Source organism: Luteimonas sp. RC10 (assembly GCF_014192745.1).
In the GTDB taxonomy this organism is placed as follows: Bacteria; Pseudomonadota; Gammaproteobacteria; order Xanthomonadales; family Xanthomonadaceae; genus Luteimonas.
In genome coordinates this window covers 1-15007 of record NZ_JACHYJ010000002.1, presented here as the reverse complement: position 1 = coordinate 15007, position 15007 = coordinate 1, and the positions used below count along the sequence as shown (strand labels likewise).

General features: G+C 70.8%; 14 protein-coding genes and 1 tRNA gene. 2 read left to right on the top strand and 13 right to left on the bottom strand.

All coding sequences use genetic code 11. The features are described 5' to 3' along the window. Positions 1-58 precede the first annotated feature (58 nt). Together FHW73_RS03790 and lolD are read left to right on the top strand one after the other, a co-directional pair. Positions 59-1300: a lipoprotein-releasing ABC transporter permease subunit gene (locus FHW73_RS03790; protein WP_183425394.1), complete on the top strand. Its 1242-nt coding sequence runs from the start codon at positions 59-61 to the stop codon at positions 1298-1300. After that, positions 1293-2009 (top strand): lipoprotein-releasing ABC transporter ATP-binding protein LolD, encoded by a 717-nt coding sequence (gene lolD / locus FHW73_RS03785; protein ID WP_183425393.1) that lies wholly within the window; start codon positions 1293-1295, stop codon positions 2007-2009. Before FHW73_RS03790 ends, lolD begins: the two co-directional genes overlap by 8 nt. A gap of 56 nt (positions 2010-2065) precedes the next feature. Here lolD and FHW73_RS03780 read toward each other — a convergent pair whose 3' ends face one another. The 13 genes from FHW73_RS03780 to FHW73_RS03720 all read right to left on the bottom strand — a co-directional run. Next, positions 2066-2932 (bottom strand): DMT family transporter, encoded by an 867-nt coding sequence (locus tag FHW73_RS03780; RefSeq protein ID WP_183425961.1) that lies wholly within the window; start codon positions 2930-2932, stop codon positions 2066-2068. A 56-nt stretch (positions 2933-2988) separates the two neighbouring features. Next, a complete protein-coding gene (murB, locus tag FHW73_RS03775; RefSeq protein WP_183425392.1) occupies positions 2989-4017 on the bottom strand; it encodes a UDP-N-acetylmuramate dehydrogenase in 1029 nt (342 codons plus the stop codon). A gap of 7 nt (positions 4018-4024) precedes the next feature. Next, the gene (locus tag FHW73_RS03770; RefSeq protein WP_183425391.1) at positions 4025-5077 is read right to left on the bottom strand and encodes a quinone-dependent dihydroorotate dehydrogenase; all 1053 of its coding nucleotides are present in this window, start codon (positions 5075-5077) and stop codon (positions 4025-4027) included. Position 5078: 1 nt separating this feature from the next. Further along, positions 5079-5354: a DUF4190 domain-containing protein gene (locus FHW73_RS03765; protein ID WP_183425960.1), complete on the bottom strand. Its 276-nt coding sequence runs from the start codon at positions 5352-5354 to the stop codon at positions 5079-5081. Continuing rightward, entirely contained in the window at positions 5342-6877 is a 1536-nt protein-coding gene (locus FHW73_RS03760) for an aldehyde dehydrogenase family protein (protein ID WP_183425390.1), read from the bottom strand. The genes FHW73_RS03765 and FHW73_RS03760 overlap by 13 nt, the downstream gene beginning before the upstream one ends. Positions 6878-6974: 97 nt before the next feature. After that, positions 6975-7051, bottom strand: a tRNA-Arg gene (locus tag FHW73_RS03755). A 126-nt stretch (positions 7052-7177) separates the two neighbouring features. After that, positions 7178-7840 carry a hypothetical protein gene (locus FHW73_RS03750; protein WP_183425389.1) on the bottom strand — a complete coding sequence of 221 codons (663 nt, stop codon included), beginning with the start codon at positions 7838-7840 and terminating at the stop codon, positions 7178-7180. A gap of 14 nt (positions 7841-7854) precedes the next feature. Continuing rightward, a complete protein-coding gene (locus tag FHW73_RS03745; protein ID WP_183425388.1) occupies positions 7855-8370 on the bottom strand; it encodes a sigma-70 family RNA polymerase sigma factor in 516 nt (171 codons plus the stop codon). Between the two features lie 95 nt (positions 8371-8465). Further along, positions 8466-11711, bottom strand: a complete 3246-nt coding sequence (locus FHW73_RS03740; protein ID WP_183425387.1) for an error-prone DNA polymerase — start codon at positions 11709-11711, stop codon at positions 8466-8468. Between the two features lie 43 nt (positions 11712-11754). Then, a complete protein-coding gene (locus FHW73_RS03735) occupies positions 11755-13173 on the bottom strand; it encodes a DNA polymerase Y family protein (protein WP_183425386.1) in 1419 nt (472 codons plus the stop codon). 111 nt (positions 13174-13284) lie between these two features. After that, positions 13285-13899 carry a translesion DNA synthesis-associated protein ImuA gene (imuA, locus tag FHW73_RS03730; protein WP_183425385.1) on the bottom strand — a complete coding sequence of 205 codons (615 nt, stop codon included), beginning with the start codon at positions 13897-13899 and terminating at the stop codon, positions 13285-13287. Beyond that, complete coding sequence (gene lexA / locus FHW73_RS03725; RefSeq protein WP_183425384.1) at positions 13899-14504, bottom strand: transcriptional repressor LexA; 606 nt, start codon at positions 14502-14504, stop codon at positions 13899-13901. Before lexA ends, imuA begins: the two co-directional genes overlap by 1 nt. Before the next feature lie 125 nt (positions 14505-14629). Then, on the bottom strand, positions 14630-15007 hold a 378-nt coding region (locus tag FHW73_RS03720; RefSeq protein ID WP_183425383.1), incomplete at its 5' end, for a transposase.

Below are 15007 nucleotides of genomic sequence, written 5' to 3'. Positions count from 1 at the left end.
CGGGACGGGCACGGCGATCGCGCCATCGCCGACGACCCGCATCCATCGACGGACGTCCATGCTCAGACCCATTCCCGCCGCCATCGGCCTGCGTTATCTCCGGGCGAAACGGCGCAACGGCTTCATCTCTTTCATCTCGCTGGCCTCGATCTTCGCGATCGCGATCGGTGTCACCGTGTTGATCACCACCTTGGCGGTGATGAGCGGCTTCCAGAAGGAAATCCGCGACCGCATGCTCGGCATGGTCGCGCACGCGACGGTGAGCGCCGAGGGCGACACGCTGCACAACTGGGGGCGTGCGGTCGAGGTTGCGCGCGAGGACCCACGCGTGGCCGGCGCGGCCCCGTACATCGACACGCAGGCGCTGCTGCGCGGCCGCCGCAACGAGCCGGCCGCGGTGCGTGCGATCTCGCCCGAGGACGAGGGCCAGGTCTCCGACCTGGCGACCTCGATGGTGGTCGGCCAGCTCTCGGACCTGCAGCCGGGCAGCTTCAACATCGTGCTCGGCCGCGAACTCGCGCTGTGGCTCGGCGTCGGCGTCGGCGACAGCGTCATCGTGACCACCGATTTCCAGGTCACGCCGATGGGCGCAGTGCCGCAGCTCAAGCGCTTCACCGTCAGCGGCCTGTTCGAGGCCGGCTACCAGGATTTCGATCGCCGGCTGGCGGTGGTCAACCTGCAGGACGCGCAGCGGCTGCTGCGCATCGGCGATGGCGTCACCGGCGTGCGCCTGAAGCTGCACGACATGGATCTCGCCCAACAGGTCACCCGCGACCTCGTGCACAGGCTGGGCGGGGTCTACCGGGTCAGCGACTGGAGCACCGAGAACGCCAACATGTTCCGTGCGCTCAAGCTCGAGAAGACCATGATCGGCATCCTGCTGTCGCTGATCATCCTGATGGGCGCGTTCTCGCTGTTGAACTCCCAGGTCATGCTGGTCACCGACAAGCACGCCGACATCGCGATCCTGCGCACGCTGGGCCTGACTCCGCGCGGCGTCATGCAGGTGTTCATGGTGCAGGGCACGATGATCGGCGTCATCGGTACCGTGCTCGGGGTCTGCGGCGGCTTGCTGCTGACCTTCAATCTCGAACACATCCTGCGCGCCCTCGAGCGCCTGTTCGGCGTGGTGCTGATGCCTGAGGACGTCTACTACGTCACCGGCCTGCCGATCGACCTGCAGGCCAGCGACGTGACGATGATCGGCGTGATCGCGTTGCTGATGGCGTTCCTGGCCACCCTGTATCCGGCATGGCGCGCGGCGCGCACCGCACCGGCGGAGGCGCTGCGTTATGAGTGAGAACCCGCAAGCAGCCGATACCGTCGTGCTGGCGGCCGAGGGCCTGGGCAAGACCTACGCCGAAGGCAAGCTGCACACGCCGGTCTTCGACGGGCTCGATTTCGCCGTGCAGGCAGGCGAGACCGTCGCCATCCTCGGCGCCTCGGGCGCCGGCAAGAGCACGCTGCTGCACCTGCTCGGTGGCCTGGATGTGCCGAGCGCGGGCGAGGTGTTCGTCACCGGGCAGCAAATGAGCGCGCTGTCGAATGCGGCGCGCGGCACCTTGCGCAACCGCGCGCTCGGCTTCGTCTACCAGTTCCATCACCTGCTGCCCGAGTTCACCGCGCTGGAGAATGTGATGCTGCCGGCGCTGCTCAACGGTGCCAGCGACGGTGAGGCGACCACGCGTGCGCGCAGCCTGCTGGAAACGGTCGGGCTGGGCCATCGGCTCGGTCACAAGCCGGGCGAGCTGTCGGGGGGTGAGCGCCAGCGCGCGGCCGTGGCCCGGGCGCTGGTCAACAAGCCGGCCTGTGTGCTGGGCGACGAACCCACCGGCAATCTCGACGAGCGCACCGCCGCGACCGTGTTCGAGTTGATGCTGGAGATGAACCGCGCGCAGCGCACGAGCCTGGTGCTGGTGACCCACGACCGCCGGCTGGCGCGCAAGCTCGACCGGGTGATGGAGCTGCACCAGGGCAAGCTGCGCGAGGTTGCGCGCGACGACGTCTGAGGGCGCGCCGCGACACGCCATGCTTGGCGGCGCTGCGTGGCTGTCCGAAGTCGGCGCTACTCGCTGGGCTTCGCTGCCTCGGCCGGACGTTGCGAAGCAGCGCGGCGCGCGAGTACCGCTTCGCGATGGGCGATGTAGCCGTTGGCGCCGAACACGATCGCCGCGCCGATCATCGTCCACAGGTCGATCGTCTCGCCGAACAGCCACCAGCCGAACACCACCACGATCGGCAACTGCACGAAGCTGATCGGCTGCAGCGCCGAGACCTCGCCCAGGCGCAGGGCCCGCGTCCACAGCCACTGGCCGAGCGTGCCCAGCACGCCGGTGGCGATCAGCCACAGCCAGGTCACCGGACCGGGCCAGACCCACTGGAACAGCGCCGGCACCAGCGACAGCGGCACCCACAACAGATAGGTGTAGAAGACGATCGTGTCGGGCGGATCGATCTTCGAGAGCTGTTTCATCTGGATCGCGACCAGCGCCGCGAGCAGGGCGCCGAGCACCGGGATCAGCATCGGCAGCGAGAACGCCACGCCCGGGCGCAGGATCACCAGCACGCCGACGAAGCCCGCCGACACCGCCATCCAGCGCCGCACGCGCACGATCTCGCCCAGCCACAGCACCGCCGCGATGGTCGCGAACAACGGCGCGGCATACGACAGCGAGATGGCCTGCGACAACGGCAGGTGGCCGATCGCCCAGAACGCGCACAGCATCGAGCCCAGGCCGACGAGCGTACGCACCAGGTAGCGGCCGAGATGGTGCGTGCGCGGCAGCCCGCCGCCAGCGCGCAGCAGGATCGGCAACAGCGCGAGCAGGCCGAAGAAGTTGCGGAAGAACGCGACTTCGGTCGTCGGGATGGTCGCCGATGCGAAGCGGATCGTGATCGCCATCAGCGCGAACGCCGAGGTACTGCCGAGCATCAGCAGCGCCGCTTGCCCGGACGCCGAGGTCGGCTGCCAGCGACGCGGCAGGCCGCTCACCACGTCGCTTCCACGATCCGCGGCTCGGGTGCGAGGTCCACACCGAAGCGGGCGCGTACCGACGCGGCGATGCGCCGCGCCAGCGCCAGCAGGTCGCGGCCGTGCGCGTTGCCGTGGTTGACCAGCACCAGGGCGTGTCCGGCCGAGACGCCGGCATCGCCATCGCGGTGGCCCTTCCAGCCGCAGCGATCGATCAGCCAGGCAGCCGAGAGCTTGCTGCGGTCGCCGTCGACCGGAAACACCGGCAGGTCGGGATGCGTCTCGCGCAGCGCCGCGGCGATCGCGGCGTCGACGATCGGGTTCTTGAAGAAGCTGCCGGCGTTGCCGATCACGGCCGGGTCGGGCAGCTTGCTGCGCCGGATCGCGATCACCGCGTCGGCGACATCGGACGGCGTCGGCGCGGCGATGCCGCGCGCGGCGAGCGCGTCGCGGATGCCGGCGTAGTCGAGCACCGGCGCGGCGCGGCGCGAGAGCGCGAAGGTGACCGCGGTGACGATCCAGCGCTCGGGCGTCTGCTTGAACACGCTGTCGCGGTAGCCGAAGCCGCAGGCCGCCGCGTCGAGGGTGACCAGTTCGCCGAGCGTGCGGTCGAAGGCCTCGACCGCATGGATACGGTCGGCGACCTCAACCCCGTAGGCGCCGATGTTCTGGATCGGCGCCGCGCCGACGGTGCCGGGGATCAGCGCCAGGTTCTCCAGGCCGCCCAAGCCTTGGGCCAGCGACCACATCACCACGTCGTGCCAGGAGGCGCCGGCCGCGGCACGGACCTGCGCCTGGACGCCATCGTCGGCGACGATGGCCCGGTGGGTGTCGACGATCGCCAGCGCCGCGTCGACATCGTCGACGAACAGCAGGTTGCTACCGCCGCCGAGCACCAATGGCGGCGCCTCGCCGAGCGCGTCAAGCGCCTGCGGCAATGCCGCGGTATCGCAGACCTCGAGCAGCCGACGCGCCTGCGCCGGGACGCCGAAGGTGTTGCGGGTGCGCAGGTCGACGCGTTCGCGCAGATCGAACGGGGCGGGCATCGGTGGCTCAGCGCTCCGGGGCGGGGCTGTGGTCGGCGGTATCGTGGCGCCTGCGGATCGCCTCCACGCAGTCGCCGACCAGCGCCGGCCCGCGATAGACCAGGCCCGAGTAGACCTGGACCAGCGACGCGCCGGCCGCGATCTTGGTGGCGGCGTCGGCGCCGCAGACGATGCCGCCCACGCCGATCAGCGGGATGGTCGCAGGCAACTGCGCGCGCAGCTTGCGCAGCACTGCGGTGGCCCGGTCCATCAACGGTGCGCCGGACAGGCCGCCGGCCTGCGCGGCGGTTGCATCGGCTTCGACGCCGGTGCGCGCGATGGTGGTGTTGGTCGCGATGACGCCATCCACCGCCAGGTCGCCGAAGACCCGGGCCGCGGCCTCGATGCCGCCCTCGTCGAGATCGGGGGCGATCTTCACCAGCACCGGCACGCGGCGCCGATGCTGGGCGGCCAGCCGTTCCTGCGCCTCGCGCAGGGTGCCGATCAGGCGCTGCAGGGCCTGCGCTTCCTGCAGGTCACGCAGCCCCGCGGTATTGGGCGAGGAGATGTTGACGGTGACGTAGTCGGCCAGCGGATAGACCCGCGCCAGACAATGCAGGTAGTCGTCGGCGGCCGCGTCGTTGGGGGTGTCCTTGTTCTTGCCGATGTTGATGCCGAGCACGCCGTTGCGGCGCGCGCGCTCGACATTGGCGACCAGCGCATCGACCCCTGCATTGTTGAAGCCCAGCCGGTTGATCAGCGCGCGGTGCTGCGGCAGCCGGAACATCCGCGGCTTCGGATTGCCCGCCTGCGGGCGCGGGGTCACCGTGCCGATTTCGACGAAGCCGAACCCCAGCGCGAACAGCGCATCGATGTGCGCGCCGTTCTTGTCCAGCCCGGCGGCCAGGCCAACCGGGTTTGGGAAACGCAGCCCGAAGGCCTCGGTCGGCAGTGGCGCCGGCGCGCCGCCGAGCATCGACGACAGGCCGGCGCGGTGCGCGGCATCGAGCGCGGCCAGCGTCAGATGGTGGGCGCGCTCGGCATCGAGCCGGAACAGCAGCGGTCGGGCGAGTCCGTACACCTCAGCTCGCCGTCCCGAGCCAGAACAGGCCGCCGAAGAACAGCATCAGCACCACGATGCCGACGATCGTCGCGACGAACTGCACATAGCCGAGCACCAGCCCGGCCACGGCCATGCCGTCGCCGTCGAGCTCGGGCGTGCGGCGGATTTCCGCGCGTGCCAGATGGCCGGTGATCACCGCCACCAGGCTGCCCAGCCAAGGCAGCAGGCTCCAGCCCAACAGGCCGCAGACCAGGCTGGTGACCGCCAGGGCGCTGGTCCGTCTCACAGGTCGAATTTGATGCCCTGGGCCAGGGGCAGGGCGTCGGAGTAGTTGATGGTGTTGGTCTGCCGGCGCATGTAGGCGCGCCAGGCATCGGAGCCCGACTCGCGGCCACCGCCGGTTTCCTTCTCGCCGCCGAACGCGCCGCCGATCTCGGCGCCGGAGGTGCCGATGTTGACGTTGGCGATACCGCAGTCCGAACCGCGCGCCGAGAGGAAGCGCTCGGAGGCCTTGAGATCGTTGGTGAAGATCGCCGACGACAGGCCCTGCGGCACGTCGTTCTGCATGTCGATCGCCTCGTCGAGCTGCTCGTACTTCATCACGTAGAGGATCGGTGCGAAGGTCTCGGCCTGCACCACCTCGGCATCGTTCGACAGCCCGGTGACGATCGTCGGCAGCACGAAGAAGCCCTTGCGGTCGTCGAGCGCCTTGCCGCCGCTCTCGATCGTGCCGCCGGCGGCCTTGGCCTTCTCGATCGCCGCCAGATAGGCGTCCACCGCGTCGCGCGAGTTCAGCGGGCCCATCAGATTGGCCGCGTCGGTGGGGTCGCCGATCCGCGATTCGACCTGGGCGTAGGCGGTCTTGAGCTTGGCCAGCACGTCGTCGAAGATCGAGGCGTGCACGAACAGCCGGCGCGTGGTCGTGCAGCGCTGGCCGGCGGTGCCGACCGCCCCGAACACGATTGCCGGGATCGCCAGTTTCAGGTCGGCGGTCGGGTCGACGATGATCGCGTTGTTGCCGCCCAGCTCGAGCAGCGAGCGCCCCATGCGGCGCGCGACGCGCTCACCAACGTGGCGGCCGACCTGGGTCGAGCCGGTGAAGCTGACCAGTGCGATGCGCTTGTCGTCGACGAACGCCTGGGCCAGGTCGCTGCCAGCGTCGTTGAACAGGAAGAAGATGTCCGGGAAGCCGCCGGCCCGCAGCGCCTCGTTGCAGATCTTCATCGACGCGATCGCCGACAGCGGCGTCTTCGGCGACGGCTTCCAGATCGTGACATTGCCGCAGACCGCGGCGACGAAGCTGTTCCAGGCCCAGACCGCGACCGGGAAGTTGAACGCACTGATCACGCCGACCAGGCCCAGCGGATGCCACTGCTCGTACATGCGGTGACCGGGGCGCTCGGAATGCATGGTCAGGCCGTAGAGCTGACGCGACAGACCGACAGCGAACTCGCCGATGTCGATCATCTCCTGCACTTCGCCGTCGCCCTCGGGCTTGGACTTGCCCATCTCCAGCGCGACCAGCGAGCCGAGCGCGTCCTTGTGCGTGCGCAGCGCCTCGGCGCACAGCCGGATCGCTTCACCGCGGCGCGGGGCCGGCGTCGTGCGCCATTCGCGGAACGCGGCCTGGGCGCGGGTCACGATGGTCTCGTAGTCGGCCTGCGAGGTCGCCAGCACCTGCGCCAGCGACTCGCCACTGGCCGGGTTGACCGGGGTCAGCGTGCCGGCGCCGGTGTCGCGGGCCCATTCGTTGTTGCCGAGATAGGTGCCCGATTCGGTGGGATCGAGGCCGAGCGCGGTGAGGACGGGATGGGACATCGCGAAAAACTCCTGGTGTGCGCTGGCGCCGCTGGGCGGCGCTGGCGAAGAAGGGGGGCGACGCGGCGGGACCGCCGCTGGGGGATGGTCGCGGAACTGGCGACCCCGGCACGATTCGAACGTGCGACCTTCCCCTTAGGAGGGGGATGCTCTATCCAGCTGAGCTACGGGGCCATCGGGGTATTGTAGGTCACCTGTGCTGGCGGTGTGCTGGACGCAGGCCCTTGCGAGCGCCCGGACAGTCCGTCCGCGCTTGCGTTGCGGGGGCGGCATGCGGCCTTGGGATCGCGCGGCAGATCGTCAGTCCAGCTCGAATCGCGTCACCTCGGCCACCAGTTGCCGGCTGCGCCGGATCGCATGCGTGCCATCGCCGCATCGTGTGCCAGACGCATCGGATTCGGGGGCCGGGGGGCGGGTGGCCGAGCGCCAGATCCAGCCCCAGGTCGCGAGCATCCCGATCGCGCCGATCGCAAGGCTGCCCCAGACCCAGGCTGCGGCCGGCGCGCCTGCGCCGGGATCGCGCAGCCCTGCGACCGCGACCACCACCAGTACCCAGGCGATCCACCAGGGCGTGCCGCACAGCGCCATGTTGAGCGTCTGCGCGCGCAGCAACTGTGCAAGCCGCTTCTGGATCCGGACCACCGGCGCGTCGTAATCGACCGCGGCCGCGAGCGATAGCGTGATGGCGGCGCCGATCAGGGTCAGGACACCGAATCCGTGGACGGCCAGGCCGGCGGCCAGGAAGGCCGGGGTGCCGAGTTGCTGCGTCCAGCAGCTGGCGCCGAGCCAGGCCAGCGCGGCACCGAGCGCCACTTGCAGCCACTGGCCGACGAGCAGGGGCCGCAACCGGCGACGCGCCTGTCGCAGCCGATCGTCGCGCAGCAGGTCGATCTGCAGGCGTTCCTGCCGTGCCAGGCGGTGTTCGAGCGCCTGCCAGGCGGTCTTGAGGTCATCGTGTTCCATCGTAGGCTCCGGGGTCAGAGCTCGTCGCGGATGCGCTGGCGCAGCCGGCCGATCTTGGTGGCGACATTGGTTTCGCTCAGGCCGAGCACCTCGGCGGTCTCGCGGTGGCTGCGGCCGTCGAGGTAGAGCAGCAGCAATGCGCGGTCGAGTGGCCGTTGCGCATGGATGAAGCGGTACAGCGCGCGAACCTGCTGCTCGGCCTGTGGATCGGCGGCGTTCGGATCGGCGATATCGTGCAGGGCGGCGTCGAATGGCACCGCATGGCGGCTGCGCAGCCCAAGCTGCCGGACACGCGTGATCGCGACGTTGAGCGCAATCCGATACAGCCACGTCGGGAATGGCCGCGTCGGGTCGTAGCGTGGCCAGGCCCGCCATGCCTGGGCCGCGATCTCCTGCATCAGATCGGCGCGGTCGTCCGGGTCGCGGCAGTAGCTCGCCGCGACGGTGGCGACGATGCCGCGATGGGCATCGAACGACTGCGCGAATCGGTCGCGATCGTCTTTCGGCAGCGCGGGTGGAGGTCGGTTCATCGCGGGGTCGCAGGTGTCGGGCATGCAGGATGGTTCGCACCACGGCGTCGGACATCACACCACGGGGGCGAGGCGCGTCGCCCAGGCGCCGCCGCTCAATGGAAATCGCGCGAGGGCAGCGGCATCGTGCCGAGCAGGTCGCTGAGATCGTGCAGGTCGCCGGCGATGAGATGGGCGACCCCGTCGACCCGCTCCCAGCGGCCGCGCACCGCGAGCAGCCGCGATTCGAGCAGGGCGCGCCGGCGGCGGATCGCCAGGTGCGACCAGACGATGACGTTGATCATGCCGGTCTCATCCTCGAGGGTGACGAAGATGGTGCCCTTGGCGGTGGCCGGGCGCTGGCGCTGGGTCACCAGGCCGGCGACGTGCACGCCGCTGCCATGGCGCCGGGCTTGCAGGTCGCGCAGGCCGATGATCCGGCGTGCGGTCATCTGCGGGCGCAGCAGCGCCATCGGATGCGGGCCCAGGCTCAGGCCCAGGGCGCGGTAGTCGGACAGGATCTCCTCCCCGGCGGCGGGCGCGGGCAGGGCGACCGCGGCCTCGTCGGGGCTGCCGGGCAGCAGCGGGCGCCGCTGTTCGATGCCGGCGACCGCCCAGCGCGCGGCATTGCGGTGGCCGGCCAGGCTGCGCAGCGCATCGGCCTCGGCCAGCGCCTGGCGCGCCTTGGCCTCGAGCCCGGCGCGCAGGACCAGGTCGGCGATGTCGGTGAACGGACGCCGGTCGCGTTCGGCGACGAGGCGATGCGCGGCTGCCTCGGGCAGCCCCGCGACCAGGCGCAGGCCGAGCCGGATCGCCGGCTGGACGCCCGGATCGGTCTCGCTGCGCCAGGGCCGGCCGCCGACCAGGGTGCTGTCGTAGTCGCTGTGCAGCACGTCGACCGGCAGCACCTCGATGCGTGCGCGGTGCGCGCTGCCGCGGCGGGCGTCCTGCACGATCTGGCTGGGCGAGTAGAAACCCATCGGTTGGGCATTGAGCAGGCCGCAGGCGAACGCGGCCGGCTCGTGGCGCTTGAGCCAGCAACTGGCGTAGACCAGCTTGGCGAACGAGGCGGCGTGGCTCTGCGGAAAGCCGTAGGAGCCGAAGCCCTTGATCTGGTCGAAGATCTGGTCGATGAATTCCTGCGAATAGTCCTTCGCCAGCATGCGCTCGCGCACCCGCACCCGGTGCTGCTCCATGTCGCCGCCGCGCCGCCAGGCCGCCATCGAGCGCCGCAGGTGGTCGGCCTCGCTGTCGGTGTAGTTAGCCGCCTTCATCAGCAGTTCCATGACCTGCTCCTGGAACAGCGGCACGCCGAGCGTGGGTTCGAGGATGCTGCGGATCTCGTCGTTGGGATAGTCGACCGCTTCGCGGCCCTGCCGCCGGCGCAGATAGGGATGCACCATGTCGCCCTGGATCGGGCCGGGGCGCACGATCGCCACTTCCACCACCAGGTCGTAGAAACACGCGGGCTTGAGCCGGGGCAGCATCGCCATCTGCGCGCGCGACTCGATCTGGAACACGCCGACGGTGTCAGCGATCTGGATCATCTTGTACGTGTCCGCGTCCTTGTCGGGCAGGGTCGCGAGCGCGAAGTCCCGCCCGCGATGACCGCGCACCAGGTCCAGCGTCTTGCGGATGCAGGTCAGCATGCCCAGCGCAAGGCAATCGACCTTGAGCAACTGCATCGTCTCCAGGTCGTCCTTTTCCCACTGGATGATCGTGCGGTCGGCCATCGCCGCGTTCTCGACCGGGACCAGATGCGAGAGCGGGGCGTCGGAAATGACGAAACCGCCGACGTGTTGCGACAAGTGCCGCGGATGCCCGCGCAAGCCCTCGGTCACCAGCAGGATCTTGCGGATCAGCGGGTTGTGCAGGTCGAAGCCCGCCTCGGTGATGCGCTGTTCCATCGGGGTGTCGCCATTGCCCCAGCCATAGCAGGTGGCCAGGAGCGCGATCTGGTCGTCGGGCAGGCCGAAGGCCTTGGCGACATCGCGCACCGCGCTCTTGCCGCGGTAGCAGATCACCGTCGCGGCGAGGGCGGCCCGCTCGCGGCCGTACTTGGCGTAGACGTACTGGATGACCTCCTCGCGCCGCTGGTGCTCGAAGTCGACGTCGATGTCGGGCGGCTCGTCGCGCTGTTCGGACAGAAAGCGCGCCATCAGCAAGCGGGTCTCGTCGGGGTTCACCGCGGTGATGCCCAGCGCGTAACAGACCGCCGAGTTCGCCGACGAGCCGCGGCCCTGGCACAGGATCTTCTGCTTGCGGGCGAAGGCGACGATGTCGGCCACGGTCAGGAAGAAGGCCTCGTAGCCCTTCTTGGCGATCAGCGCGAGCTCGAATTCGATCAGATCGCGCACCTGGGGCGTGGGCCCGTCGGGCCAACGCTCGACGATGCCGCGCTCGGTCAGCACCCGCAGCCAGGTGGTCGGCGTGTGGCCGTCGGGGACGAGCTCGACCGGGTAGTCGTAACGGATGCTGCGCAGGTTGAAGCTGCAGCGCGCCGCCAGCGCCGCGGCCGCCTCCATCAGCGTCGCACCGTAGATGTTGCCCAGCGCGCGCCGGGTGCGCAGGTGGCGCTCGCCGTTGCGGAACAGGTGGGCGCCGCAGTCGGCCAGCGGGGTGTTGTGGGCAATCGCGGTGAGGGTGTCCTGCAGCATGCGCTCGCGCCGGGTGGCCATGTGCGCATCGCCGCTGGCCAGCGCCGGCAGCCCGAGCGTGCGCGCCAATGCCAGCAGCGCGTCCAGGCGCGCGGCGTCGTCGCGTTCGCGGTGCAGCTCCACGGCCAGATGTACGCGTGTGCCGAACAGGGCGTGCAGCCAGCGGCCCTCGTCCGGATCGGGCGTCTCGCCCGGCAACCACAGCGCGAACAGCCCGTCGGGATTGCCCTGCAGCACGGCGGCCACGTCCTCGCGCGTGAGCCGGTAGTGGCCCTTGGTGGCGGCACGCCGCGCTTGGGTGATCAGCGCACACAGCCTGCGGTAGCCGGCGATCGTCTCGACCAGCAGCACGCAGCGCAGGCCGTCGACGAGTCGGAACTCGCTGCCGACGATCAGCTTGAGCCCGGTGCCTTCGGAGGCTTCGAGCGCGCGCACGATTCCGGCCAGTGAGCACTCGTCGGTGATCGCCAGCGCCTCGTAGCCGCAATGCAGCGCACGATGGAACAACTGCTCGGCATCGGAGGCACCGCGCAGGAACGAAAAATCCGACAGACAGTGCAATTCGGCGTACGGCGGCGATCCGGCATCGCGCGCATCGGGGGCGACCGCGTCGTTGGCCGCCTCGCGCAGCCGGTGTGCGACCGTCCAGGCCCGCGGCGGTTGGCCACCGGGCGTGTCGCGGTCGACGCCGTCGATCGAGCTCATCGCCGCCGTTCCGCAGGCGCCGCAACCGGCCCGCGCGCGCCGGTCATGCGAACCATCCGTGCAGCATCCAGCCGTCGCGCTCGCCGACCGGCACGAAAGCCCAGGCGCGCTGCCCGTTCGAGGTCTCGACGCAGTAGTAGTCCCGGCGTGCGTCGCCATCGTCCCACCAGCCGCTTTCCAGCCGTTCGGGGCCCGACAGCACGCGCAGCCGCGGGTCGCGCAGCGGGACCGGCTCGGGCAACAGCCACGCCGGGCGTGGCGGCCGGGGCGGGGCGGTCTCGATGGCGGCGTCGTCGCCGGCCACGCGCCGCCAGGCACGCTCGGGGCGCGGGTCGCCGGCCGGGGCGACGCGATGCACGGCGTCGTCGCCCAGCCGCGCGCGCAGACGCTCGCGCAGTTGCGGCCAGTCCACCGCCTGCTGCGGACGCGGGTCGAACAGGTCGCGGCTGGCCGGCACGAACGGCGGCAACTGGCGGGCGAGCAGGCCCAGCGCGACGACCGGGCGGTCGACCCCGGTGCGCTCGAGCCGGCTGCGCGCCAGTTCGAACAGCAACGCCGGGTCGCGTTCGGGCGCGAGCAGTCCGACCTCGACATCGGTGCGACCGCTGGCATGCTCGAGCCGCAGCGTGAAGCGCTGCACCCCGCCGTCGCGGATCGACAGATAGGTCGCCAGGTCGCCGGTCAGCCGACGCAGCGGGAACAGCAGCGCGGTGTGACTCTCGACCTCGTAGCCCAGCTCGACGCGGGCATCGAAGCGGTCGGGCGGGGCGTAGCAGTCGAGCGGGTCGTCGACGTCGCCGTAGAGCCGGTCGAGATGGTCGAGCACCGCGACCCCGCAGCGCCGCCGCAGCGCATCGCGCGGCAGGCCGCGCACGTCGGCCAGACGGCGCAGGCCCATGCGGTGCAGGCGTTCGCCGGCGTCGTCGGGCAGCGCTGCGCGCCGGATCGGGGCGCGGTCGAGCAGCGTGCGCAACGCCGCCCGATCGGTCACTGCCAAGCCGTCGCGCAGCCCGGCGAGCACGCGCGCCGCGCGCGGCGTCGGCGCCAGCGCGATGCGGTGCCGGAAGCCGAGCGTGTCGAGCTCTTGGCGCAGCCTGCGCTCGAACGTCGGCCAGGGCCCGAACAGGCGGAAGCTCGCCTGGGCTTCAAGCACGATCGCACGCGGCCACTGCGCGCTGACCAGCGAGCTGTGGCGATAGGCCCAGGCGGCCAGGAAGCGCTGGCAGCGGGCCTCGGCCCCGACGTCGTGATCGACAGTGCGCACGTCGGCCAGCAGCGCATGCGCGGCCGACAGCCGCATGCCGGCTTTCAGGCCGGCACTGGCCGCCGCCGTGTTGACTGCGTGCAGGCGCCGTAACTGCGCCGGGCCTTCGACCAGCGCCAGTGGCGCGTCGGGATCGTCGAGGCGGCGCAGGACGGCGTCGAGCGCCAGTTGCGGCAGCAGCAGGCAGGTCCAGAGCATGGCGGGCTCACGCCTGCGCGCGGGCGACGGTGCGCGGCCGGCACTCCGAAAGCCGACGGGCAGGCAGCCACGCGGTCGGGGCTGTGCTGTGTGCGGGCGGGTGCGAAGGCATCAGTGGGCCAGTCGGATCGGGCGCGCCGGCGGCTGCGCGCCGCGGCACTTGCGCACCTGCCAGGCATCGTCGGCGGGCAGATATTCCAATCGCAGCGCAGCAGGCGAGGCGTTGACCGCATGCCGGCGGTCGCGCACGGCGAACGCGCAGCAGTCGCCGGCGTCGGCCGCGACCTGCAGCCGGCGCAGCGCCCGGTCGTCGGCCGTCCGCGGCCAGCCGAGCACCGCCGCGCAGGCGCCGCTGCGCAGACACTGCTCGAAGGCCCACAGCGCATCGCGCGGGGGCGCGACCACGATCTCCAGCCGGGCCAGGTCGACCCCGCCGGCCTGCCAGGCCGGCGCATAGGCGATGTAGGGCGGATCGACCAGTACCACCCGGCCGCCGGCGGCGGTCATGCGCGCCAGCGCCGGCAGCAGCAAGGCGATCTCGCCCACGCCATCGGCCGGCAGCAGCAGCTCGGTCAGTGCACCGCGCGGCCAGCCGCGGTCGGGCAGCACCGCATCGAGCGCGGCCATGCCGGTCGGTTCGCCGTCGCCGGCCGTCGCCGTCCCGCGACCGGCGTGCCAGACCGTCCGCGCGGCCAGCAAGGCGTCCAGGGGCAGGACCTGGCCCATCAACCCTGCCGCACCAGTCCGCAGAACAGGCCCTCGATCGCGAAGTCGGCGCCCGGCGGCACCACGATCGGCGCATAGGCCGGGTTGCGCGCCAGCAGGCGGATGCCGTCGGCGCTCCGCTGCAGCCGCTTGATCGTCAGTTCGCCGTCGAGGCGGGCGACCACCGTCTGCCCGTCGCGGGCATCGGCGCTGCGGTGCACGCCGACCAGATCGCCGTCGAGGATGCCGTCGTCGATCATCGAGTCGCCCTGCACCTGCAACAGGTAGTCGGGCCGCCGCGAGAACACCCCGCGGTCGAGCCAGAGCTGGCGGTCGAGCCCGATGTCGGCACCGATCGGCACGCCCGCCGCGACCCGGCCCAGCACCGGCAAGGCTAGCAGTGGCGGGCGCGTGTCTTCGCCGGGCAGGGTCAGACCGCGCTTGTGGTGCGGATGCGCCTCCAGCAGGCCGGCCGCGGTCAGCGCCTGCACGTGCTTGTGCGCGGCGCTGCGCGAAGCGAAGCCGAAGTGCGTGGCGATCTCGGCCAGGCTGGGTGGCCGGCCCGCGCGGATCCGGTCACGGACGAAGGCCAGCACGGCGGCACGCTGGGGAGGAAGGGAGAGCATGGTGTACATTTGTACACCTTCCAGCCCAAGTTGGCGAGGGGGCGGCGCGCTGGCCCGCACGGCACCGGAGCCCGCTTTTCCCCACGCCCAAAACCGGGGTCAGAGTCTGAGGTATCCCCACGTTTCTAGCTCAACAGCATCTGTTGCAGCACGTGCCCAGGCAGTACGTGTAGGCGGGCCAGCCATTGGCTGATGGGTTCCATCGGCCAGCGTCTGAGCAAGGCCTCCCGCCCAAGACGTAGGGTCGAGTAGAGCCTGCGGCTACTCTTGCGAGGTACCAGCCAGTTGGCATGACTGGCGCGCTCGGCGGCCAGGCCCGCCAGCCAGCACGCAAAGCAGGCCAAGGTGTTGAGCATCAGCAGGATGCTCAGTCGCGGACCTTGGCGCGTCAGACTGTCCTCGAAGGCCGCACCGTAGCGGTGTGACTTGAGATCTCGGAAGCTGCCTTCGATCTGCATGCGACGCGCATACAGTTCAGCCAGTTGGTTGGCTTTGGCTTCGGT